Source organism: Pseudidiomarina aquimaris (assembly GCF_003987395.1).
GTDB classification, from domain to species: domain Bacteria; phylum Pseudomonadota; class Gammaproteobacteria; order Enterobacterales; family Alteromonadaceae; genus Pseudidiomarina; species Pseudidiomarina aquimaris.
Genome location: NZ_PIPT01000005.1, coordinates 20485 through 43884, shown reverse-complemented (window position 1 = coordinate 43884; position 23400 = coordinate 20485). Strand labels below are relative to the sequence as shown.

General features: G+C 49.2%; 19 protein-coding genes and 1 tRNA gene. 5 read left to right on the top strand and 15 right to left on the bottom strand.

Going from position 1 to position 23400, the window contains the following annotated elements:
- Positions 1-53 precede the first annotated feature (53 nt).
- The 4 genes from CWE21_RS07190 to CWE21_RS07175 are packed head-to-tail and all read right to left on the bottom strand — an operon-like array spanning position 54 to position 4257.
- Positions 54-1991, bottom strand: a complete 1938-nt coding sequence (locus tag CWE21_RS07190) for a type IV pilus modification PilV family protein (protein ID WP_126833781.1) — start codon at positions 1989-1991, stop codon at positions 54-56.
- The gene (locus tag CWE21_RS07185) at positions 1981-3096 is read right to left on the bottom strand and encodes a pilus assembly PilX N-terminal domain-containing protein (protein WP_126833780.1); all 1116 of its coding nucleotides are present in this window, start codon (positions 3094-3096) and stop codon (positions 1981-1983) included. The genes CWE21_RS07190 and CWE21_RS07185 overlap by 11 nt, the downstream gene beginning before the upstream one ends.
- Positions 3086-3703, bottom strand: coding sequence for a PilW family protein (locus CWE21_RS07180; RefSeq protein ID WP_126833779.1), 618 nt, complete (start codon positions 3701-3703; stop codon positions 3086-3088). Before CWE21_RS07180 ends, CWE21_RS07185 begins: the two co-directional genes overlap by 11 nt.
- The gene (locus CWE21_RS07175) at positions 3697-4257 is read right to left on the bottom strand and encodes a GspH/FimT family pseudopilin (protein WP_126833958.1); all 561 of its coding nucleotides are present in this window, start codon (positions 4255-4257) and stop codon (positions 3697-3699) included. Before CWE21_RS07175 ends, CWE21_RS07180 begins: the two co-directional genes overlap by 7 nt.
- Positions 4258-4349: 92 nt before the next feature.
- On the opposite strand from CWE21_RS07175, the gene CWE21_RS07170 reads away from it, so the two are divergent.
- A complete protein-coding gene (locus CWE21_RS07170; protein WP_126833778.1) occupies positions 4350-4736 on the top strand; it encodes a type IV pilin protein in 387 nt (128 codons plus the stop codon).
- 15 nt (positions 4737-4751) lie between these two features.
- On the opposite strand, the gene ispH is transcribed toward CWE21_RS07170, so the two are convergent.
- From ispH to CWE21_RS13595, 9 genes are all read right to left on the bottom strand, one after another.
- Positions 4752-5693 carry a 4-hydroxy-3-methylbut-2-enyl diphosphate reductase gene (ispH, locus tag CWE21_RS07165; RefSeq protein ID WP_126833777.1) on the bottom strand — a complete coding sequence of 314 codons (942 nt, stop codon included), beginning with the start codon at positions 5691-5693 and terminating at the stop codon, positions 4752-4754.
- Between the two features lie 107 nt (positions 5694-5800).
- Positions 5801-6238 carry an FKBP-type peptidyl-prolyl cis-trans isomerase gene (fkpB, locus tag CWE21_RS07160; protein ID WP_126771228.1) on the bottom strand — a complete coding sequence of 146 codons (438 nt, stop codon included), beginning with the start codon at positions 6236-6238 and terminating at the stop codon, positions 5801-5803.
- A complete protein-coding gene (gene lspA, locus CWE21_RS07155) occupies positions 6235-6750 on the bottom strand; it encodes a signal peptidase II (RefSeq protein ID WP_241970242.1) in 516 nt (171 codons plus the stop codon). Before lspA ends, fkpB begins: the two co-directional genes overlap by 4 nt.
- Positions 6743-9595 (bottom strand): isoleucine--tRNA ligase, encoded by a 2853-nt coding sequence (gene ileS / locus CWE21_RS07150; protein WP_126833776.1) that lies wholly within the window; start codon positions 9593-9595, stop codon positions 6743-6745. Before ileS ends, lspA begins: the two co-directional genes overlap by 8 nt.
- Before the next feature lie 151 nt (positions 9596-9746).
- Positions 9747-10715 carry a bifunctional riboflavin kinase/FAD synthetase gene (gene ribF / locus CWE21_RS07145; protein ID WP_126833775.1) on the bottom strand — a complete coding sequence of 323 codons (969 nt, stop codon included), beginning with the start codon at positions 10713-10715 and terminating at the stop codon, positions 9747-9749.
- A gap of 78 nt (positions 10716-10793) precedes the next feature.
- Positions 10794-11141 (bottom strand): hypothetical protein, encoded by a 348-nt coding sequence (locus CWE21_RS07140; protein WP_126833774.1) that lies wholly within the window; start codon positions 11139-11141, stop codon positions 10794-10796.
- Positions 11125-11403: a type II toxin-antitoxin system prevent-host-death family antitoxin gene (locus CWE21_RS07135; RefSeq protein WP_126833773.1), complete on the bottom strand. Its 279-nt coding sequence runs from the start codon at positions 11401-11403 to the stop codon at positions 11125-11127. Before CWE21_RS07135 ends, CWE21_RS07140 begins: the two co-directional genes overlap by 17 nt.
- 211 nt (positions 11404-11614) lie before the next feature.
- Positions 11615-13156 (bottom strand): murein biosynthesis integral membrane protein MurJ, encoded by a 1542-nt coding sequence (gene murJ, locus CWE21_RS07130; RefSeq protein ID WP_126833772.1) that lies wholly within the window; start codon positions 13154-13156, stop codon positions 11615-11617.
- Positions 13157-13179: 23 nt separating this feature from the next.
- The gene (locus CWE21_RS13595) at positions 13180-13533 is read right to left on the bottom strand and encodes a four helix bundle protein (protein ID WP_126833771.1); all 354 of its coding nucleotides are present in this window, start codon (positions 13531-13533) and stop codon (positions 13180-13182) included.
- A 151-nt stretch (positions 13534-13684) separates the two neighbouring features.
- Here CWE21_RS13595 and rpsT point away from each other — a divergent pair, with 151 nt between their 5' ends.
- From rpsT to CWE21_RS07105, 4 genes are all read left to right on the top strand, one after another.
- The gene (rpsT, locus tag CWE21_RS07120; protein ID WP_126833770.1) at positions 13685-13945 is read left to right on the top strand and encodes a 30S ribosomal protein S20; all 261 of its coding nucleotides are present in this window, start codon (positions 13685-13687) and stop codon (positions 13943-13945) included.
- A 188-nt stretch (positions 13946-14133) separates the two neighbouring features.
- The gene (locus CWE21_RS07115; RefSeq protein WP_126833769.1) at positions 14134-16089 is read left to right on the top strand and encodes an alpha/beta hydrolase family protein; all 1956 of its coding nucleotides are present in this window, start codon (positions 14134-14136) and stop codon (positions 16087-16089) included.
- 26 nt (positions 16090-16115) lie between these two features.
- Positions 16116-16192, top strand: a tRNA-Arg gene (locus tag CWE21_RS07110).
- 32 nt (positions 16193-16224) lie between these two features.
- Entirely contained in the window at positions 16225-17199 is a 975-nt protein-coding gene (locus CWE21_RS07105; protein ID WP_157982741.1) for a class I SAM-dependent methyltransferase, read from the top strand.
- 188 nt (positions 17200-17387) lie between these two features.
- Here CWE21_RS07105 and CWE21_RS07100 read toward each other — a convergent pair whose 3' ends face one another.
- Complete coding sequence (locus CWE21_RS07100; RefSeq protein ID WP_126833767.1) at positions 17388-20060, bottom strand: TonB-dependent receptor plug domain-containing protein; 2673 nt, start codon at positions 20058-20060, stop codon at positions 17388-17390.
- A 334-nt stretch (positions 20061-20394) separates the two neighbouring features.
- Entirely contained in the window at positions 20395-23208 is a 2814-nt protein-coding gene (locus tag CWE21_RS07095) for a TonB-dependent receptor plug domain-containing protein (RefSeq protein WP_157982740.1), read from the bottom strand.
- Positions 23209-23400 lie beyond the last annotated feature (192 nt).

Sequence of the window (23400 nt, the reverse complement as noted above, 5' to 3'; positions counted from 1 at the left end):
GAGGCAATCGTTAAAAATTGCCTCGATAGTATCACAAATGAAACGAAATCGAATCAGTTAATCTCGAGAACCGTGTCCTGGCGCACGTCTTCACTGATTGACGAAACACTAAAGCTGGTAGGTGTGTAGACAGCATTACCACTGCTATGCAAGAAGGTAACCGACAAGCTTGTGCCGGCACGAATACCAGGACATGAATAAGTCGCGTTATTACCGAGCTTATTGATTTCGCAGCTTACGTTGTTGTTCGAAGTCGTGATCGAAATCCCGTTAATGTCTGGGTTCTTACAGTCTTGCCAGCCTTTGTTCTTCGAGTAGGCGGTACAGTTTATCGTACCGGTTATTGCGTAGAGCTCGACATTATCGGAATCCTCGGCGACGACAGTGACATCGAGTTCACTCTCTAAGCGGCGATTCTCTTCAAATGGATGGATCGGGTCACTGTCGAGTATGCTCGAGTTACCCGTTCCGGCAGAAACGTTGACCGTTGTGGTCCCGCCGTTTTCAGTGATCACCAGCCCGCGGCTATAGGCCCCGTAATAGTTGTTTTCCGGATCAACAATGGTTTGAATTTCTTCGTTATCGACAGTTGCAACCGTTGGATTCGACGAGGTCCAGTCACCCAACAAGGTTAAGTTAACCTCGTAAAACGGTACTTTTGCAATCCAGTCGGACTCTCCTGCCTCAATGGCGGCAATGATGCTATTGCGGTGCGCACTAGTCATCGGATCTAGATAAATCGCCCGCGCTATCATCTGGTAAGCCCCAGGAATCACTTCGACATCACGATCGCTCGGTGGGCTCGGCAGTGTTTGATTTAACATTAAAGCCTTGACCACGCTTCGAATGTAATCGACATACGCACTACTGGTCGCTGAGTTTACTAGGTAATCCGAACTCATGACCGTTAATGCTTCAATATTCCAATCCGGATAGGTGACGTAATAACCATCCACACGACGCATCCGACAGGACTCTTCGTAGACATCGTCGAGTCCTGCCTGCACCAAATAGCCGTTCACGTTAGTAAAGTGACGATGGTCGCCGCTCGGCAGACGAGCGAAAGCGCCTTCCTGTCGATAAACATTGCCGCTTTGTACCATTTCTTGGCTGTCATGATGGTCTCGACAACACAGGTCACAGAGCTCCGGTTGATTGGTGTCCGCTGGCATCCCCACCATTTTTTCCGTGGTCTGCGAGCCGTTCGGATCCAATACTAAATAGTCACCTTCTAAAATTAAGCGTGCGGGCGTTTTACCGGTCGACCCCACCCCGACAAACTGGCAGGAACAATTGACCGTGACGAAATCTTCGATACGCTGCGTTTGCGTCGCTTGGTCATAAGTCACAGTGTTAAAGTTAACCTGCAGCTTATTGCCTCTTCGCATGACTTCAGGCGTCGGCTTGGTTGTTTCTTTAACCTGATAGGCCGCTGCCGAAGCATCCTCAGTGAGACGCACTGCAATAACTTCCGGTGCTGCACCGGGGTTATAGGTCACACTTGGTTGTTGGCGTGGATTCGGTTGCGTGACCACCAGTCCGCCATCGCGCGATTCGATCTTGCTAAACCAGGCTTGCATATCGAGTGACTCAGCCTCACCAGCGCGCTCGGTCCATGCTACTGAGACAGTCACCGACTTAATATCTGGCTCTGGCGGTAACGGATCGGGTGCCGCAGGATCACTACTTGGAACCCAACCACCCGCACTCCAATAGCGGTCGGCGATGGTCCAGTCCATACTAAAACTTTTCCCCTCGCGGGTTGCCGTATCCGATCCTGCTGCCAAATCAGCATATTCAACAAAGCGCAACTCTTCGAGCTTTTCTTGTGCCAGTTCCATTGCAGCGGTGCGCTCAGCGGCTCGCGTCGATGACTGAATAAACATCCGTTGCAAGCTCACGAGGCCGGCGACACCAACGGCGATGATCACTAACGCAACTAACACCTCAACAAAAGTGAAGCCACGCTGGTTTTGCTTCTTAGAAATCATGCCAACTTCCTCCTACGCGGTAGAGTCGACGAAACTCATCATTAACCACCACGTTACGCAATACATCTAAACTATAGCGAACAGTTAAGTTACCGTTCGATAGTTTCGGGTTTTGACTCGCCATGATTGAACCCTCAACAAATGCATTACCATTTAGGGTAATTTCATATTGATCGGTATTTCCTGGCGTAGTGAACTGGAATGCCATCCCATAAAGAATCACACTCCCGTTCATTTTAAAGTCGCCATCTTGAATGACAATGAGTGCCGGTGCTGCGCGAGTACCAACGTCATTACTCGGCATGTCACAGTCGCCCTCAATCCAGATCAAGCCTGTTGTATTCGGCCCTAGCGATGAACAATTCGGGAGTATTTGATTCGCCATATCTCGCAAATCTTGCCAATTATCCTCGGGTACGCCAAACAAATAATCGAGCAGGTCGTCTGGGAAATTCGGATCGCTATCCAGAATATCAACGCCGTGATCGCCACGCTCACTCAGTGTTTGCGAGTCACAAACACCATTATCAAATTCCCATTGGCCGCAAGTGGTGCCTGCACCGTTCACGTCTACGTCATCGCGGGTCCAAATCGATAATGGCACACCATCACCACCACCATTAGGGTTTGCGACCACTTGGAAGCTACCCGACACATTCACCCCGCCTTTAATTGCCAAAGGTACATTTGGACCACCACGCACTAACGACATGACGATAAGCTCTTGATGCGCCCTTTGCGTTGCCGAGCCATCCGCTGAATTTGCAACGATATCGACCTCAACCACGTCCACGTTGCCGCGCGGCGTATTAGGGTAGTTCACATTGGTAATAGTGGCAGTGTAGTTCGCGCCAGCGATTGTTCCGGTAATCGTTCGGTCGAGGTTGTCGCGATCCGCATCGATCTCTTGAATGGTTTGCTCAAGTGCAGCATCGGCCACAATGCGCGCCTCTTGCAACGCCATGTGGTTACGCATAATACGCTGTTCCTGCGCTTTAAACTTTGCAGTGTATAAAGTCACAAGAATAATAATCGCCAGTAACAGCACCGTTAGGGTGACTGTCGCAAAGCCAACTTGCTGTTTCGACGTATGATTAAAATGCATTGCGTATTACCACTTCACTCGTCATTGTACGCGTGATTTCGGTGTCCGATGGCATTGCCACCTCCATCACTATCGTGACACGTTGCTCATTCACTAACTCGATCATTTGCTCAGTTAATGTGAACTCTAAATCATTTACCACTAACATCGCGGTGCTCGTCACGTCTTGCCAGCCACCGCTATCGCAACCGGAAGAGGCTTGCCGACGTTGGATTTTATTGTCACGTACACGAAAGCCGTAATTCTCCGCTGCACCATCATGCACACCATCGGCATCTTCATCGTAACTAAAGGTAATACAACTATTCGCCTCTTCGCCAGTGTACTGGCTCACAGCAATTGTATTGTTGAAATCCGTACTTGCGTTGGCTGGATCATAAACGAGCTCGGCGGCATCACCGCGATACCCAGTGCGGCGCAATTCTCCGACCATCAGATCCATTATTGCCGTGGCCTCTTCATGCATCTGACTTAATTTGAGGCTCCGCGAGTTGACACCTATAGTGTTCGAGAACACCGCCGTCAGTGCCGCCATGAGCAATAAGCCCAGCGTAATCGTAATCATGAGCTCGACAATCGAAAGGCCTTTTTGCCGTACCACTAACATGCTGGGTAATCTCCAATTTGTCCGCTCTGCTTACAATACCGCACACGGCCAAGCAAACTCACCACTACGCGGACTTCAGCTTCAACCGCGCCGCCATCGTCTGTCAAACGATAAGCCACATGTCCCGCATTTCCTTCAGCAAGACCACGCAGACCATCAAAACGAGTATAGTCGCCCGCAGAGAAGTTTGCGTTAACGCTCACGCCAGTGTATTCAGTACCATTCACTTGCCGCAATACGCCGTTAATACTGCAATCTTCGGTAAGGCAGTCGCAATCGTTAGCAGCCGCTACCGCAGCACACCAAGCGCCGCCATCGGTGTCCCACACTACAAAGCGCTCTTCGGTGGTACGCAAAGCGTCTGACCGCGCATACTGCAGCAAGGCATAGGTATCTTGCGCAGCACCTTGCAAGCGCATTGATTCCGCCATACCGAGCATCATCGGCACGCCAGCCCCGATAATAATAGAAAGGATAACCAGCGTGACTAGTAACTCGAGAAGTGTGAAGCCGCGTTTAACCGCCGCCCAAGGTTTTATAAATGTTCTGCGCATTGCGAAATTGCCAAAAATAGCGTATCTATTTAGTTATAGTTTATTCACTACAGTGTAGTGCAAAAATTCATCTTTTACGACAAGGCAAACAAATGCAAGTAAAATTAAAGCAGGCGGGGATGACGCTCATCGAGCTCATGATTGTCGTGGTCATCATCGGCATCATTGCGGGCATTGCCTACCCGAACTTCGTTGACTATGTGCGCGAAGCACGGCGCGCCGATGCCATGGGACAACTGTTAACCTTGCAGATGGCACAAGAAGAGTATCGGTTGAAGAATACCAGCTACGCAGATATCGCAACCTTAGGTATTACTTTGAGCAGTGATTATTATACGTTTTCGGTCAGTAATGTTGGCGCTGAAACCTATACTTTGACCGCAACCGCCACCGGAGGCCAAACCAACGACACCGGCTGCACGACTATTACGCTTAATCAGAATGACCAGAAGTCCCCAGCGGAGTGCTGGGAACGTTAAAAGTAAAATCTCGAGTTAAAGTTCGACAACGCGCAGCTCTGGTGGAATCGAGAACGTAATATTCTCTTCACGACCGCTGCGCTCGTTCACAGTCGCCCCACCCCAATCTTGCAGCTGCTTGATCACATTTTTGACCAAAATCTCAGGCGCTGAAGCGCCAGCCGTAACCCCCACACGCTCCACATTGTCGAGCCAGGCACGGTCAATACAGGTCGCGTCATCAATCAAATAGGCCGGCGTTCCCATTTTTTCGGCAAGCTCTCGCAGTCGATTCGAGTTAGAACTATTACGGGCGCCGACGACTAATAACAAATCAACTTCCGCAGCTAAGTCACGCACTGCATCCTGTCGGTTTTGCGTGGCATAACAAATATCGTCTTTGCGTGGCCCTTGCACCTTGGGAAACTTCGCGCGCAACGCATCAATCACATCGGCCGTATCATCTACCGACAACGTGGTTTGGCTCATATAATGAAGTTGTTGCGGGTTCTTCACCTCAAGCTTAGCCACATCAGCGACCGACTCCACCAGATAAATACCACCCTGCGCATTCGAGTATTGCCCCATGGTGCCCTCGACCTCTGGGTGCCCCTGGTGACCAATCAACACACATTCGTGCCCTTTGCGACTCGCCCGCGTTACTTCCATGTGCACTTTCGTTACAAGTGGACAGGTCGCATCAAAGACTTTCAGGCCACGGTCTTTGGCTTCTTGCCGCACTGCTTGAGATACCCCATGTGCTGAAAAAATCACGATGCTATCGTCAGGCACTTCCTCAAGCTCATCAACGAATACCGCGCCAGCCTGGCGCAATGAATCCACCACATATTTGTTGTGGACCACTTCATGACGCACATAAATGGGCGGTTCAAAAATTTCTAGCGCGCGCTCAACGATGGTAATTGCACGGTCAACACCGGCACAAAAACCCCGCGGATTCGCCAACACAATATCCATAAAATCTCCAACCCTAAAAGCGATGTTCGCTATTTGCTGTTCGCTCGCTCACTGCGTTCGCTTTTTGTTTAAACAAACAACAAACAGCGAATAGCAAACAACTGTTTTTAGGGATTTACCTCAATAATTTCGACTGCGAAGCGGACCCGTTGGCCCGCTAACGGATGATTAAAATCAATCGTCACAAACTGTTCGTTTATTGACCGCACTATACCAGGAAGTTCCGTACCATCCGGTTGTGGGAAGGTAAAGATTTGGCCAACTTCTGGTAATTCGGCAAACTTTTGCGTTTCCACTTGATAATAGTTGTCTTTGTTCGGTTCGCCAAAAGCGTCTTCAGGTGCGAGTTCAAACTCACGTTCGTCACCGGCCTTGAGGCCAACTAAGCAACTTTCAAAGTTCTCCGTCAATGAGCCATCGCCCATGCGAAACTTCGCCGGTTTGCCTGACATTTTGGTGCTGTCGGCGACTGAGTCATCGGTCAATTTGATGGTGAAATGCAGAATCACTTCCCGACCATGTTCGATCGGTAGACGGCTGATCATGCGCGTTGCTCCTGACGTTGTTCAAAGAAAGCTTCGAGTAACATTAAAACGGCGCCACAGGTGATGGCCATATCGGCGACGTTGAATGCCGGCCAATGCCAGTTATTTACGTAGACATCGATGAAGTCGATGACATAACCGTAAACCAAGCGGTCAATGACGTTGCCCACAGCACCGGCAAGGATCAGTGAAAACGCGAGGTTTTGCCGCCACATGCCGACTGGATTACGTCGCAACCACACCAGCAAAATAACACTCACGGCAATCGCTAAGCCAGTAAATAGCCAACGTTGCCAGCCGCTCTGATCGCTTAGAAAACTAAACGCAGCACCGAAATTTTGCACATAGGTAAAGTTCAAGTACGGCATGATCTCAATACTTTCGTAGAGATCGAACGCACTGAGCACCCATTGCTTGGTTGCTTGGTCAATAATAATGAGCAGCAGCGAGAGCCACAGAAACTGCAGCCCGCTGGTACGCTTGTTGAAATCAGGTTTGGGTTGTTTAGGCAAAACGGCGCTCCTCACCTTCACCATCGACATTTGTCACACAGCGCTGACACAAGGTTGGATGCTCAGCAATGCTGCCCACTTCAGGGCGGTGATGCCAACAGCGTTCACATTTTTCGTTGGCTGACTTACTTACTTTGACCCACAAGCCTTTCACATCTGTTGCAACAGCGCCCTCTGGGGCTGTTTCAACTGCTTGCACTTGCGTCGCTGAGGTAAGTAATACAAAGCGTAATTCATCACCTAACCGTTCAAGTTGCGCAGCGAGGTCAGTATTTGCATACAAGTTCAACTCGGCCTGCAACGAACCACCAATCACGTCATCGCGGCGCGCTTGTTCAAGAGCTCGGTTAACGGCATCGCGCACTTCTAACAGTTGCTGCCAGAAGGCGTTATCAGCATCGCTCACCGCAATGTGCGCTGCATCACGGTACCACGCTTCAGTGAATACATACTCACTGCGCGCCTGGCCTTTCGCATCATGCTGCGGCAACGCGGTCCAGATCTCTTGTGCGGTAAAGCTACAAATCGGTGCCAACCAACGCACCAACAGCTCTGCAATGTGGTACAACGCAGTCTGACATGAGCGCTGTGCGACACTGTCACGCTTAGCGGTGTACTGACGGTCTTTAATCACGTCAAGATAGAAACTACCCAGTTCAATCGAGCAGAAGTGCATGAGTTTTTGCACTACCACATGGAACTGGTAGTTATCGTAAGCTTCCAAGAGTTCCTCTTGCAGCGCCACAGCTCGTGCAACGATCCAACGGTCCATCGCCACCATCTCATCGGCAGCAACTGCATGCTTCGCCGGATCGAAAGCATTGATATTTGCTAATAAGAAACGCGCGGTATTGCGAATACGACGGTAGCTATCGGCCGAGCGCTTTAAGATTTCGTCAGAAACCGTCATCTCGCCTGAGTAGTCCGTTGCTGCCACCCACAAACGTAAGATATCGCCACCCAGCTTGTTCATGACTTCTTGTGGCGCAACCACGTTACCAATCGACTTGGACATCTTACGACCCTGGCCATCAACGGTGAAACCATGGGTCAGCACTTGGTGATAAGGCGCTTCTTGATACATCGCTACGCCCGTCAACAACGACGACTGGAACCAGCCACGGTGCTGGTCGGAGCCCTCGAGGTAAAGATCGGCAGGCCACTGCAAACCAGGCGTCTTGTTCAACACCGCTTCATGGGTCACGCCCGAGTCAAACCAAACATCCAAGGTATCAGTGACTTTGCGATAGTCGTCAGCTTCATCACCAAGCAACTCTTTTGCGTCCAGATCGAACCACGCTTGGATGCCATCTTTTTCGACACGTTTGGCGACTTCTTCCATCAACTCAAGGGTGCGCGGGTGCAATTCGTCATTGTCACGACGCACAAACACCGCAATTGGGTTCCCCCAAGTACGTTGACGCGAGATACACCAATCAGGGCGTCCTTCAACCATGCTCTCGATGCGGCTTTGGCCCCACTCTGGAACCCAACGCACTTGCTTAATTTGCTCTAATGCCTTGGCGCGGAGACCTTGCTTGTCCATGCTGATAAACCACTGTGGCGTCGCACGGAAAATAATCGGTGTTTTATGGCGCCAGCAATGCGGGTACGAGTGATTGTAGGCCTCGTGGTGAACTAGGCGCCCAGCGTCTTTTAACGCTTCAACAATGTTGTCATTAGCCTTCATTACGTGCTGGCCAGCGAACATCGGCGTGTCTTCTTTGTAAACACCGTTGTCGCCTACCGGGTTATAAACCTCAATGCCGTAGCGCTGACCAACCAAGAAGTCATCAACACCGTGGCCAGGCGCGGTGTGAACGCAGCCCGTACCTGATTCAGTCGTAACGTGCTCGCCAAGAATCAACGGCACTTGCACGTCGGCAAACAAAGGATGCTGCACTTTCATGTTTTCCAGATCGGCACCCTTGGCAAAACCTAACTTGTGATAGTCATCGATGTTCCAACGCGCCATCGCTGACTCAACTAACTCGTCCGCCAACACAAACCGTTGTGCCGGACGCTCGTCGGTCGCTTCAACCTGCACCAAGGTGTATTCCAATGAAGGATGCAACGAAATTGCGCGGTTTGCCGGAATGGTCCAAGGTGTGGTTGTCCAAATCACCACGCTCACTTCACCTTCACCGGCATGGCCTTGCGGATGATTAAAGGCCGCTACTAACTGCGCTTCATCAACCGCAACAAAATCAACGTCGATCGCTGGCGAGCGCTTGTCTTGATATTCAACTTCCGCTTCAGCAAGCGCCGAACCGCAGTCCGTACACCAATGCACCGGCTTAAAGCCTTGCTGCAGATGACCATTGGCAATGATTTTACCTAGCGCACGGATGCTGTCCGCCTCTTGCTTTGGATTCATGGTCAGATAAGGATTATCCCAATCGCCAAACACGCCTAAGCGTTTGAAGTCTTCGCGTTGTTGCTCGACCTGCCCCATCGCATACTCGCGGCATTTCACACGAAATTCAGCGACTGACAATTTCTTGCCAGGCTTGCCATGTTTCTTTTCAACTTGCAGCTCAATCGGCAAGCCGTGGCAGTCCCAACCCGGCACATAAGGCGCATCGAAATCGCTTAGCGTTTTCGCTTTTACGATCACGTCTTTCAAAATCTTATTAACGGCGTGCCCAATATGAATCTGACCGTTTGCATACGGAGGTCCGTCGTGCAAAATAAACACTGGCTTACCCGCTTTCGCAACGCGCACCTTGCCGTACACGTCATCGGCATACCACTGCTGCAACATTTGCGGCTCGCGTTGAGCCAAGTTGCCACGCATCGGAAACTCGGTTTCCGGTAAATTCAGCGTGTGTTTATAGTCGGTCATTGTTTGGGTTCCTTTTTCGAGGCCCTTATTAGCCCCGTTGTCTAGCTCAATATTTAAGATCTAAAAGCGTTGTTTGCTATTTGCTGTTTGCTGTTTGTTTAAACAAAAAGCGCAGTAGCCCGTGGTTCTACCACGGGTAAAGCTTTACGTTTCAGCGATGTCTATTCAATTCGGCATCCCCCGCAGTAGAACTGCGGGCTACGAGTAACCTTTTCGCTTCTTCAGCGTCGGCACTAATTTGCTGCTTTAGCTCGGCGAAGTCGGCGAACTTTTTCTCGGCGCGAATAAAGTGCGTCGGTATCACTTTCAGCTGTTGTCCGTACAAGTCACCTTCGTAGTCAAACAAATGCACTTCAAGCTGCACTTGCTCGCCATTTAACGTTGGTCTGCGGCCAATATTAGCAACTCCTGCATGCATTTTGCCATCATTGCTTTGCACCTGCACCGCAAATACGCCCTGCAATGGCGAATGCAGCCGTTTTAACTGAATATTTGCGGTGGGAAAGCCAATGGTGCGGCCTTTTTTCTCGCCATGCACCACACGCCCCGCAAACGCATAAGGCCGACCGAGCATTGCTGCGGCTTGGTCAAAGTCGCCTTGCTTCAATGCTTCACGAATCGCCGTGCTACTAACGCGCTGTTGTTGCTGCCGGTAACTATGCGTGTCCACCACCTCAAAGCCGAGTTCGGCGCCGGCCCGTTGCAGCATCGCGAAGTCACCCTCGCGCCCATGGCCAAAGCGAAAGTCGTCGCCCACTACCAAAAACTGCACGCCAAGCTGCTTCACCAGCACTTCATCAATAAAGGTACGCGCCGGTAAATTTGCGAACTTCCGATTAAATTCAATCACGATGTGGCGATCAATACCTTGCGCGCGCAGGGCCAAATGTTTCTCACGAAAATTGGTTAAACGTGCCGGCGCTCGTTCAGGTTGAAACAGCTCTTGCGGTTGCGGCTCAAAGGTCATCACTGTTGCCGGGACTCCACGTGCCAACGCTTGCGACTTCACCTGTGCAAGCACGGCTTGATGGCCCAAATGGACACCATCAAAGTTACCGATAGTGAGCACACAGCCACGGTGCTGCGCACGAATATTGTGAATTCCACGGATGAATTGCATGTGGGCCTTGTGGGTCCTTTGCGCGAATCGTTTAACAAAGCGGCGATTATAACAGGCTCGCTAAACGCTCACCAGACACTAGGGTGTCATTAGTACTAGTTTGAATAGCTGATCACGCAAATTCTGTCGTGTGCGAAGAAACAATAATGCCGATATATGGAAATCAGGTCCCTCAACGAGTCGATAGATAATCCGAACCTGCGCTTTGGTATCGATGAACTCGTAATAGTGCCCAAAGCCTACAACTTCGCTTTCGGCGCATTGGCTGCACCCCTTTGGAAATGTGCTTACCCGCAGCTCAAAACGGTCGAGGATGTCGTCCACATAGCGTTGCGCGGCTCTGTATCCAATATCTCGGGAAAGGTATTTTACCCAATCTCGCGTTTGTAATTTAAATCGGCTGGTATAATCAATCGCGATCGTCATCTTCCCCGAGCTCCTCTGCCAATCCTTTGAACAGATCTTCACGGCTCACCACACGACCCGCGCGAACATCCTTTTCAGCTAGGGCAATCATTTTCAGCATCGCCATTTGTTCTTGCATGGCTTCATATTGGGTAGGATCTTGCACCACATACAGCGGCTCCCCGTTTTGTGTTACCAAAACAGGTTCGTTCACATCCATCGTTGCAATTTCTTTCTTAAACCCAGAAACGGTGGTCACACGGGGGCGTTTAACGGTATACATGGCAAAGCTCCATGGCTGTTTGAAGAACTAGGAGTATAGCCCTAATTCAGCGAAAGGTCTAAATTTGGACCAAATTCAGTCCCATCAAAAGCGTTGTTCGTTATTCGTACGTTCACTGCGTTCACTGTTCGTCCGTGCTCTGCACTGTTCGGGGGGCACTTTCGAACAGCGTAGCGGACGAACAGCAAAGCGGACGAATCACGAATAACGATTAACGAATTTTGACGCGGAGCAGGAGCAGCGTTACCAAGAAAACACCGGCGCCGGCGCCAACCAACATGGCCAACTGCCAGACGCGCTCCATGAACGCGGCGGCAAGCCACCACTCGCGGTTCGGTCCTAGATAAAGCAGCAAGGCAATCATTGCGACAACGGCTAACGTGACTTTGGTCAAATAAGTCAGCGTGCCTGGATAACGTTTTAACACGCCATCACGCCATAAATTGTAGCCGAGCAAGCCTGCATTCACTGCCGCCGACAGAGAGGTAGCGATGGCAAGTCCCACATAACCAAACGGAATCGCAAAAATGACGTTAAACACCATGTTCGAGACCATAGCAATGATGCCATACTTCACTGGACGCTTGGTGTCTTGGCGCGAGTAGAAGCCAGTCGCAAGCACTTTGACTAACATGAAACTCAACAAACCAGAGCCGTAGGCGAACAGACTGTAGGAAGCAAAGCGCGCATCTTCAGGCGTAAACTCACCGCGCATAAACAGCACCATCAACATCGGCTCTGCCAGCACAATCAGACCCGCCATAGCGGGCAAACCGAGTAAGACAACCTTGCGAATGCCCCAATCTAACGTTCGGCTAAACTCATCGGCTGATTTATCTACATGACGCGAAGACAACGCTGGCAAAATAACCGTCGCAATCGCAATCCCAAATAAGCCTAATGGAAACTCCAACAACCGATCCGAATAGTACAACCAACTAATCGAACCACTCATCAAGAACGAAGCAATAAAGGTATCAAGAAGCAGATTGATTTGACTCACCGACACCCCAAACAACGCCGGAATCATTAACTTTCGAATCTTGGTGACACCAGGGTCACTCCAGCCCCACTGTGGGCGAACTAATAAACCAGCGCGCTTCATAAACGGGATCTGGAACAAAAACTGCACCAACCCACCAAAAAACACACCCCATGCCAAGGCATATTCAGGTTGCTCAAGCTGCGGCCCCAACCACAGCGCCGCCACAATAATCGCAATGTTCAGAAAGACTGGCGTGAACGCCGCCACCGCAAACTTACCAAGCGTATTCAGCACCGCCCCAGCAAGCGCCGTAAAAGTAATAAACCATAAATAAGGAAAGGTAATGCGCAGCAAATCAGACGCGAGCACAAACTTATGCCCTTGCGGCCCATCGGTATACCAATCCACAAACCAGCCCATACCAAACAACGCTGCGACAATCGGCGACGCAATCACACCCACCAACGTCACAATAGTAACCAGTGTACCTAAGGTACCCGACACCCGCGCAATCAACAGCCGCTGCGCATCGAGCTCCTTACCCTGCCGGTACTCTGTCAAAACGGGCACAAACGCCTGTGCGAACGCACCTTCAGCAAACAATCGGCGCAAAAAATTTGGAATTTTATTGGCAAAGAAGAAAACGTCAGCGGCTGCCCCCGCACCCATTAAATTCGCGATCACAACGTCGCGCACCAGACCAAGCACACGCGAAATCAGCGTCATCGCGCTGACAATAATCCCAGATTTCATAAGAGATTTAGACAAGAGAGCCTCAACTTCGTTGTTTGCTATTCGCTGTTCGTTGTTCGTCGGTTAGTGCTTCGAATCAGTCCATTGAGTAATTGGTAGGTCTGCTTCGTGTTAATCATCGATTGCTCACAAATATATCCGAGCCGAAAACATAATTCGAGCTGTGTTTCTAACTCAGCCAGAGAACCTCGAGCGATATAATAAAATCTAACTTGTTCCCGAAATGAGCGGCGCCCAGCACCTTCAGCTATATTGCTGGGAACTGAGACTGCGCAGCGACGCATCTGCGAAACCAGCCCGTATCGCTCTTCGTACGGCAGTTTTCGTGTGAGTTCATAAATTACCACACACAAATCCATAGCGCTTTGATAAACTTTTAAATTCTTGTACATAGTTGCCTCCTTGCAAACAACAGCATAACCTCTTTTATCAAACAACGAACAGCAAATAGCAAACAACGCTCTTGACTTTGGCCTCGAAAACAGGCATATTCCCCGCCCTATAAAACCAATGCACATAGTTAACGAATTTTAGGAGTTCACCTTGGCTAATATTAAGTCTGCGAAAAAGCGTGCGGTACAGGCGGAAAAGAACCGTCGCCACAACGCGAGCCGTCGCTCAATGATGCGTACCCAATTGAAGAAAGTAATTGCTGCTATCGATGCAGGCGACAAAGCGGCTGCTCAGCAGGCATTTACTGGCCTTCAACCGATTCTTGACCGTTACGCAACTAAAGGTCTTATCGGTAAAAACAAAGCAGCTCGTCATAAGAGCCGCCTAAGCGCGAAAATCAACGCGCTATAAGCTTCTTAGCTTTCTGAGAAAACCGGCCTTTTGGCCGGTTTTTTTATGTCTGCTTTTTATCCCTGAGAGCATTGGCCTTGGCGGCGCTTTCTGGCAAACTGAAGGTTGTTATAAAAACGATAATAAAGTTAAAGCAACGGAAGTATGCAGTAGGCTTGGACGCCGCTGCATGTCAATGGGAGTTTATTTTGCGTCATTTCATCCTTTCTTTAGGGCTCGCGCTAAGCGCTAGTTCTTTTATCGCCGTGCCACAAGCACATGCTGAGCAGCTACCAGAAGTCAAACAGTACTCTGTGCAGGACTTCTTTACCCACCCGGTCTATAACGGCGTGATCATTTCACCAACGGGCAAGTATTTTGCAATTAAGTCGACCGAAGGTATCAATGACGCGATATTCATTTTTGATCGTGAAGAACAAAAGCTCGCGAGTAAGTTCTCGTTTGGAGAGTACCAACGTTTTTCTAATATTCGTTGGGTGAATGATGAGCGCATCATCTTCACTGGACGTAAGTTCGTCGGTTACCTCGATGATCGCGGCTCACCACCAAGCCTATATGCAGCCAATGCCGATGGTTCAAATCGTCGCGAGCTCATTCGTTGGGGACAGTCAGGCTGGACAATGCTGAGTTCCTTACCAAATGATAAAGAGCATATTTTGATTGGTAAGCTTTACGGCGGTGAGCGCGGCATGTTCGCTCATAAATTGAATGTTGACGATGGCCGCACTTACTATCATGACGATCAACCCGATAAACCGGGCCAGTTACTTGCGGACAACAGCGGTGAACTCCGCGCGAGTTTTAGCTATGAAGAAACCAGCGACGACGAGTTTGGCAAAGGCACCTTTTACCTCAATTACAAACCGCATGAGTCCGATGAGTGGAAAAAATTCCATATTGATGCATTTGACGAAGGCGGCTCATTGGGCTTTAGCGGCTTTTCGAAAGACAATCGCTATGCTTATGTAACCGCTGACTTTGACACCAAAACACGCGCGCTATACCAGTTTGATACCGCCACGGAAGAGTTTAAACAGCTCTACAATAACGAGATAGCCGATCTTTCTGGAGTGATTTTTGGCTCTGACGGTAACCCAATTGCTGTAGAGTCAATGCCAGGCAAAATCGAACGTCACTATCTGACCGATGGCTCGGACGTTGAGATAGTGCAAGCGCTTACCGATGCATTTGGTGGAGAGCAAGTTGAAATCACCAGCACCACTGCTGACGGCAAATTAGCGGTGGTTCAGGTCACATCTGACGTTAATCCGGGCCAATATTACCTGTTCGATTTGGAAACACTAGAGGCTAAATTTATTGCCTCACCCTACCCAACGATTGCCGCAAGTGATATGGCAACAGTGCAGCCAATTACAGTTACGGCGCGTGATGGTCTCGAACTCCAAGGTTACCTCACCCTACCGAACGGATACACCCAGAATAAACATGGTGCACTGCCTACCATCGTCAATGTCCATGGGGGCCCGCACGGTCCACGGGATACTTGGGGCTTTGTACCGGAAAACCAGTTCTTCGCCAATCGCGGTTATGCGGTGTTACAAATTAACTTCCGCGGCTCTGGTGGCTACGGTGATGACTTCTTGGAAGCGGGTTACGGCAAATGGGGCCGCGAAATGCAGGATGACGTCACCGACGCCACTTTGTGGGCGATTGAGGAAGGTTATGCTGCAGAAGACCGTATCTGTATCTACGGAGGTAGCTATGGCGGCTACGCTTCGTTGATGGGCGTTATTCGTGAACCGGATCTCTATCAGTGCTCTGTGGGATATGTGGGGGTTTATAGTCTGCCTGTCATGAAGCGCTGGGGGGATATTCCGAAGCGCGAAAGTGGACGTCGATACTTAGACCATGTGCTTGGCACCGATGAGGAGGTCTTGAAAGCAAATTCTCCTGCTCACAATGTTGATAAGATTAAAGTACCACTTTACATTGTGCATGGTACTGAAGACGTGCGTGTGCCTATGGAGCAGTACGAAGCGCTGACCGAAGCGCTGGAGAAGGAAGGAATTCCCTACCAATCCATGCTCAAAGCCGAAGGCCACGGCTATCAAATTGAAGAAAACCGGTTTGAGTTATATGAAAGCCTAGAAGCGTTTTTTGATAAACACATTGGCGCTGAGTAATTTTCAGCGCCTAGCGAATTCAACTGGTCCCCGTAGCTCAGCTGGATAGAGCAGCCCCCTCCTAAGGGGCAGGTCGCAGGTTCGACTCCTGCCGGGGACGCCATGAGATTGTCGTTACGACACAGAGGAGTAAACATGGAACATTGGTCAAAATATTGGCATACCTCAGGGGTGCTCAATAGTTTTGCTGAGGGTGACGCTAACAGTGGCTACACCGGTGATTTACAAAAGTTCTGGGAACAACAATTAAAGGATGTGCCGCGCGGCGCAACCGTTATTGACTTAGGTACTGGTAACGGGGCTCTCGCACTATTAGCGCAGAACTTTGGCATTACCAATCAGAAAGAGTTTGCTGTGCACGGCATCGATGCCGCAAAGATCAATCCTGTTGAACAGTTTGAGAAATCTCCGGCAATTGCGCGAAAACTCAAGAAAATCGAGTTTCACAGCGAAACACCGATTGAAAAAATGCCATTTGACGCCGACGCTATCGACGTCATGATTGCCCAGTTCGCCTTTGAATATGCCCCACAAAAACAAGCATTAGAAGCTGTCATCAAGCAACTTAAACCACAAGGTAAATTTGTTGCTGTGATGCACCATACGGATAGTGCGTTAGTTAAGGACTCTAAAGTTGGCGTGACCGTACTCACTGAGATCCTTGAGAACACGCCGCTTTTCCAACAAAGCGACATGCTATTAGACCTCGCCAGTCAGGCGATTCCACAAATTGGCGCTGACGGCTGGGCCAACTATCCGCACAATCAAGTGCTGACCCGCAGCATTCAATGGATGATGAAAGCTCTACAAGAGAAGTTCTCGAAGCCACAAGAGCTGAATTACGTCAACGACGTGGTTCGCCGTATTGCTCGTATCTTTGAGGTGATGAACGCTAAAAACCTTGATGACTGCAAACGTCAGCTGGCGTATGAATACCATGTGCTTAATGATCACCGCTTACGCCTGCAAGACCAGCTCGAAGCTGCGCTCAACAAGAAGCAAGCGACAGCGCTAGTGAAAGCAGCAGAAAAGCAAGGTGCAAGCGCCGAGCTGGACATCCTCGAAATCGACGGCTCCCCTTTCGGCTGGACCCTAAAGCTCACCAAGTAAGCTGCTGTTATAGGATTCATTATAAAGGTCGCATATCGCGGCCTTTTTTTATATCTGAAAGCGATGTTTGATGTTCGCTGTTTGCACGCTCACTGCGTTCGCTTTTTGTTTAAACAAACAACAAACAGCGAATAGCGAGCAACAAAAAACGGGACCCGAAGGTCCCGTTTTTTATAGTAACTTCTAGATTAGAAGTTTTGTTGGAAACGTACGTAGTAGACGCGGCCCCAACCATCATACAAGTTGTAGTTGTACTCACGAGTATCTTGAGACTGCAAGCTAGGCAGCTTCTCGAATACGTTTTGTACACCGAACGTGAACTTGTTGTCCCACGGAGTATCGTAAGATACTTGTACGTCGTGAGTGGTGTAAGAACCGATGTGACCGATGCGGTTCATGTCTTCATCGAAATCAAAGTACTGTGAACCGATGAAGTTCAAGTTGTATGCAAAGGTCCAGTCTTCCAAGTTATACGTGTTGTTGAAGTTTGCACGGTGACGTGGCAAACCGTAGTCACGTACTTGGTTACGGCCTGAATCAGACTCGTAGTTCAGCAAGTGGCTGATGTACAACTGGTTGGTCAATGCACCAGCAGAACCGAAGTCCCAGTTCATACGTGCGTTCAAGTCCAAACCTTGAGTCTGGATGATACCACGGTTACCGTAACCTGCGTTAATACGAGTGATTGCATTGGTGTTAGGGTCACGAATTACTTCGATACCCGGCGGCAATGTTTCACCAGAGTCGATCAGGTTAAGGATACTTTGAGAAGTGAACTGAGTGATCAGGTTCTCAATCTCGATATCATAGTAGTCCAAAGTGAAGCTCAGACCTTCAGTTACGTTCATCGCGATACCAGTAGTGAACTGAGTTGATTCCTCAGCACCTAGGTCTGGGTTAGCACGATAGTACGCGTTGATCTGACATGATTCTTCTGGATCACCAGTCAAGATTTCACAAGTATCTGGGTCGATAACTGAGTCAGCAGAGAACGAGGTTGCTTGAGTCAAGATGTCCAAGCTAGGAGCACGGAAACCTTGGCCCCATGATGCACGCCATACGATGTCTTCAGTTACGTTCCAACGGAAGCTTGCTTTCGGAGAGAAGTTGCTACCGAAGTCAGAGTAACGGTCATAACGACCTGCGAAGTTCAATTCGAAGTCATAAGTTACTGGAACCAACAACTCGAAGAACGCAGCGTTTACAGTACGACCACCACCTGCAGAGTTACCTGCAGAACCACCGACTAGGCCAGCTTCTGATTGTGAATCGTATTTATCTTGATAACGCTCTTTACGGTGCTCGAAACCAACGAATGCTTGGATGAAACCAGCTTCAGTTTCCATCACGTCAAACGCAGTGTTTGCGAAGTACTCGTCGATGTCGAAGTCAGAGATACGTGAAGTTGTTACAACACCACCAGCCAATACGTCAGCAGGGTTTTGGCTTGGGAATTGCAAGTCATAACCGTAGTAACATGCAGATGGGTCGAAAGAACCGTCTGAACAGTAGCCTGGGTTGAACTCGTTTACGAAGGTCCAAGCAGTGTTTGCTGCCAAGTAACCGTCGCCGATTTCAGCACTGTTGTTACGAACACGACGATAACCGAATTCAACTTCTTGATCTGCAACCATACCAGTGAAACCGACTAAGAAGTCTTTGTTACGGTTAGTTACAGTAGTATCACGGTTACCCATTGCTGCGAAACGGTGATAGAAGTATACGTTTGACTGAGGACCAACGAGGGCTGGGTCATACGCTACTGCGTTAGGGTTGTTTGGATCGTAGATCCACGCATCTGGGTTCGTTGGGTTGTTGTAGCTGTCAGCATTCTGTAACAAACCGCCGTAGAAGCCGTTTGAATCAGGGGCTGGAGCGTAACGACCGAATGACTCAGTTTCAGCGATGCTAGCATTACTGAAGAAAGTCCAGTCAGCGTTGATTTGATGCTGTACTTTTACGAACAACGATTCGTTAGCAGAAGATGCTTCGTTCGCGTTAGTAGAGGTAAAGTCAAACTGACAGCGAGTTGCACCGTTCACTTCAAGGTTAAAGAAGTTTGGCTCAGAACAACCACCTGGGATTTGCTGGATTACGCCAGTAGCCCATGATTGGAAGTTGTTACCATAAACTGATGAACCTGGATCTGTCCAAGGGTACGCACGTGCATATACGATTTCACGCGTGTTCCAAGAAACACCACCCAATACTGAAGTGTTTGCATCAGAAGAACCAAACAATACGCTACCTTGCTCGCGGTCACCGCCTTCGCTAGGTACGCTAACTTCACCAGCGCCCAAAGTGATTTGTGCACCGTTGTAGTCTTTACGAGTGATAACGTTGATTACACCACCGATTGCGTCAGAACCGTAGATTGCTGATGCACCATCAGACAATACTTCGATACGCTCTACAGCACCGATTGGAATGGCGTTCAAATCCTGGCTTGAACCAGTTGAAGGTGACATGGTCAAACGACGGCCATCGACAAGTACCAAGGTACGTGATGCGCCAAGACCACGCATACCTACGGTTGCGATACCCTGAGCTGAACTACCAGACTGCGGACGGAACGAACCAGCAGAGTTGAAAGTTGTGTTACGGATAAGGTCAGAAACTGACATATCACCAGATAGGTCAATCGCTTCACGGTCGATTACTGTTACAGGAACAGCACCTTCCATGTCGGTACGCTTGATACGTGAACCTGTTACTTGAATGCGCTCTTGCGCTTCTTCTTCAGCTTGCTCTTGATCTTGGTTTTGGTCTTGTGCCATTGCTGCACCTGACATCGCAAGTGAGGCACCACCAAACATAAGAGCTAAGCGGATCGACTTAGCTAATTTGTTATTAGTATACATATCTTCTCCCTGGATCACTTTTAATAGTGATAACTAGTTTGAACAGGCAATTAGTTTGACTAAATGCAAGTTGTGAACACGCCAAAAATCGTGGTGAACTTTACGCTTTCTGACTTGTCCTTGCCCGATACTAATCAAAAAAAACTGATTCGGCAACACAGAATCAGCCAAAAAATGAGCGTTCATAGCGATTTTTTCATCAATAACAGTTAAATCTTTGTCCTTCGTCCCATCCCAAGCTGCCTTTCCGACCCAACCAACCAAAAAAGCCGACCCTTTACGAGTCGGCTTTTGGATTTTATGCGATTTGCATAAACCTCTTTACATCAACAACTTAGAAGCGATGAACATACTCAAGGTAGTAGCTCGCTCCACGTGACGCACCGCCGTAGGCGAAGATGTTGTAGTACGGCCAGCTAGTCCACGTATCATCTTCTGGTGGGCGACGATCAGTAATGTTGTTACCTGTGAAGGTAATTGACGAGTTGTCAGTCAACCGATACTGAGCAGTAAGGTTGAAGTAGACGTACGGAGAGGTACGCGATACATCACCAAACTGGTCGCTGTCTGGATTTGAGTGCTCAGCTGGCTGAGTATCCCAAGGTGTACTACCGACGCGACGACCGGTCAGATAAACCGCGAAGTCTTGGTACTGATAACCAACCACACCCGTTAAGCTGGTACGCGGGTCATAGAATGACGCTAGGTTACGGTAATCAGTGTACTCGTCTTCTGGAGTCGCCTGATACTTGTAGCTTTGCGTGTTGGTGTATTCAGCACGGAACGTGAAATCACCAAACTCAGTTGGGTAATTGTAACGTACAGTTGCGTCATAACCCGAGATCAACTGACGCGACGCGTTCGTTGGCGAAACGTTCACACCCGTTAAGTCACCCGCGTTGACATCATCGCCACCAGCACGTTCGATTTTGCTGTAGACGTTCTGGCAGAATGCGCTATCTGGGTCACGACCATCAAGGCCATAGTTACAATCGTACTCGTCACCAATCAGACCTGACACACTCTCGTCTGTTACGATATCTTCGAGTTCAATTTCGTACCAATCCAAAGTGAAGCTGAGGTTGTCAGTAAGGTCATAGACGATACCGACACCGATGTTGGTGCCTTTCTCTTCTTCAAGAGTCGTCGAACCTGCACGCGTACCTTCAATATTAGCCGTATACTGTTGACAGTTCGCACCACTCGGGATGAAGTCGTCAGGGTTGCCGCCATCAGCTACGAAGCCTTCACGACAAGCTGTCCAGTCATACACGGTAGTGTAGAATCCGCTATCGCCAGCAAATACGTAGTGCATATCTGGTGCACGGAAACTCTTACCGTAGGTCGCACGAAGCAGCAACGAGTCAATTGGACGATACTCCAAACCGACCATCGGTGATAAACGACCACCCACATCAGTAGTGTCATCATCATATTTATCGTAGCGCGCCGCCAGTGACAGATCTAAGGTTTCAAGCAATGGAATACCAAATTCCATACCGAGCGCCCAACGGTCACGATCACCACCACCTTCTGTACCGGTGAGGCCCCACCAGCTGACTTCGGTATCACTCAGCGTACGCTCGTCCTGCATGAGATCGTAGCCTTGCTTATTGTATTCGACGACAGCAGCGAACTGTGCCATGCCTGCCGGCATTTCGAATAAATCACCAGAGATGCTTCCGAATAAGGTGCGCGAATAAGAATCACCATTGATGACCTGTTCACCCAACAATTCGTTACGCATTTCGTCCGTGATCGGCGCGTAGAAGTCATATTGACCGTTGCCATCTAGGAAACCAGGGTAAAACGCTTCATCACTACCGAAGAAGTAGTCCATTACGACTTCATTCTTTAACCATGCGCGACGACTTTCGAAATCAGCAACGCTGTGGCTGTAAGAAACTTCCCACTCGTAGAAGTTTGACAACATGCCGCGCATACCGGCAGTTACGTTGATGTTCTTTTCATCAAAAGAGCTTGATTTAGGACCCAACTCCTCAAACGAGAACATCCGTTGTTTGAGCAGGTAATTACCCCAGCCCAAGTTACCTGAACCATCAGGCGTTGGCTCGATTACTGGCTCGAAAATAAAGTGGCGGAAGCCACGGTTTTGAGCTTCTTGAGTAGTAACCAATGCATCAAGGAAGAACTCGGTATTGTTTGAGATATCCATTGAGCCAGATACGAAACCAGAAAGTTTCTCACGTCCGTTTTGGATCGAGTAGTCCCCCGCCGTATCTGTCGCACAATAATAACCAAGTTCACGGCCGCTCGCGGTGCTGGTGCGCATCCGGCGCTCGTAACCTGAGCCTGAACGCTCACAGCCATCACCTGGGTCAACATTTAAGCCTGAGTAAGCGTCTTGTACGACGATACCGTAGCTGTAAGAACCACCTGTTGGCGAGTCAAAGTTTGAATCTAACCAATCACGGTCGCTTGCGAAAATCGGGTCAATGTCGTGGTATTCAAGACCATAAGTCCATGACATGTCGCTGGTGGTGATACCCGAAGCAACTTGCAAACGCACTTCGTCGCCGCCGCCATCTTTGGTCGTACCGCCCATGACCGACACAGTTGTGCTATCAACATCGTCTTTAAGGATGATGTTCACTACACCGGCAACTGCGTCAGAACCGTAGATTGCAGAAGCACCGTTGGTCAGTACCTCGATACGCTCGATCGCTGCAGTTGGGATAGATGACAAGCTGACAAAGTTACTTTGTCCGTTGTAAGGCGTTGGGTTTTCAGCCAAACGACGTCCATTTAATAGGATCAGTGCTTGACCTGGTGCTAAACCACGTAAGCTGATGGTTTGCGCGTTCGGGGTGAAGCCACCCTGCGAACCAAATTCATCACCTTGGATTTGACCGGTGTTTTGCGCGAGGTTTTTCAGTGCATCAAAGGCAGTAGTGAAACCACGGTTTTTGATGTCTTCATCGCTGATAATAACGACTGGAGATGCGTTCTCCATATCGGTTTGGCTCAGGCGTGAACCGGTAACTTTCAGGCGCTCGACCTGCTCTTCTTCTTGCTCTTCTTGCTCGTCTTCGTCTTGCTGTTGTTGCGCTACTGCAGATGCGCTCAACGTTAAGCTCGAAGACATAAGAGCAAACAGAACCGCATTCGCGAGTTTGTTTTTCTTCATGGGGATGTCCTCAGAATTTATTATTATAGTTACGCAAAAATTACTTACGTTCTGTCAACGTTACATATTTTGAAAAACTTATACAACACTAAAATTTCGTATTTCACCTACATTTCTGATAAATTCGTCCCAACATTACAACAACAATAAAATTTACAGCTTTGTAAAGTTTTATCAGAACGGAAGAGCCTC

Excerpts from the sequence above, each read along its gene's own strand:
- CWE21_RS07190 (WP_126833781.1), bottom strand. The coding sequence starts at position 1,991 with ATGATTTCTAAGAAGCAAAACCAGCGTGGCTTCACTTTTGTTGAGGTG.
- CWE21_RS07185 (WP_126833780.1), bottom strand. The coding sequence starts at position 3,096 with ATGCATTTTAATCATACGTCGAAACAGCAAGTTGGCTTTGCGACAGTC.
- CWE21_RS07180 (WP_126833779.1), bottom strand. The coding sequence starts at position 3,703 with ATGTTAGTGGTACGGCAAAAAGGCCTTTCGATTGTCGAGCTCATGATT.
- CWE21_RS07175 (WP_126833958.1), bottom strand. The coding sequence starts at position 4,257 with ATGCGCAGAACATTTATAAAACCTTGGGCGGCGGTTAAACGCGGCTTC.
- CWE21_RS07170 (WP_126833778.1), top strand. The coding sequence starts at position 4,350 with ATGCAAGTAAAATTAAAGCAGGCGGGGATGACGCTCATCGAGCTCATG.
- ispH (WP_126833777.1), bottom strand. The coding sequence starts at position 5,693 with ATGGATATTGTGTTGGCGAATCCGCGGGGTTTTTGTGCCGGTGTTGAC.
- fkpB (WP_126771228.1), bottom strand. The coding sequence starts at position 6,238 with ATGATCAGCCGTCTACCGATCGAACATGGTCGGGAAGTGATTCTGCAT.
- ileS (WP_126833776.1), bottom strand. The coding sequence starts at position 9,595 with ATGACCGACTATAAACACACGCTGAATTTACCGGAAACCGAGTTTCCG.
- ribF (WP_126833775.1), bottom strand. The coding sequence starts at position 10,715 with ATGCAATTCATCCGTGGAATTCACAATATTCGTGCGCAGCACCGTGGC.
- CWE21_RS07140 (WP_126833774.1), bottom strand. The coding sequence starts at position 11,141 with ATGACGATCGCGATTGATTATACCAGCCGATTTAAATTACAAACGCGA.
- CWE21_RS07135 (WP_126833773.1), bottom strand. The coding sequence starts at position 11,403 with ATGTATACCGTTAAACGCCCCCGTGTGACCACCGTTTCTGGGTTTAAG.
- CWE21_RS13595 (WP_126833771.1), bottom strand. The coding sequence starts at position 13,533 with ATGTACAAGAATTTAAAAGTTTATCAAAGCGCTATGGATTTGTGTGTG.
- CWE21_RS07105 (WP_157982741.1), top strand. The coding sequence starts at position 16,225 with ATGGAACATTGGTCAAAATATTGGCATACCTCAGGGGTGCTCAATAGT.
- CWE21_RS07100 (WP_126833767.1), bottom strand. The coding sequence starts at position 20,060 with ATGTATACTAATAACAAATTAGCTAAGTCGATCCGCTTAGCTCTTATG.
- CWE21_RS07095 (WP_157982740.1), bottom strand. The coding sequence starts at position 23,208 with ATGAAGAAAAACAAACTCGCGAATGCGGTTCTGTTTGCTCTTATGTCT.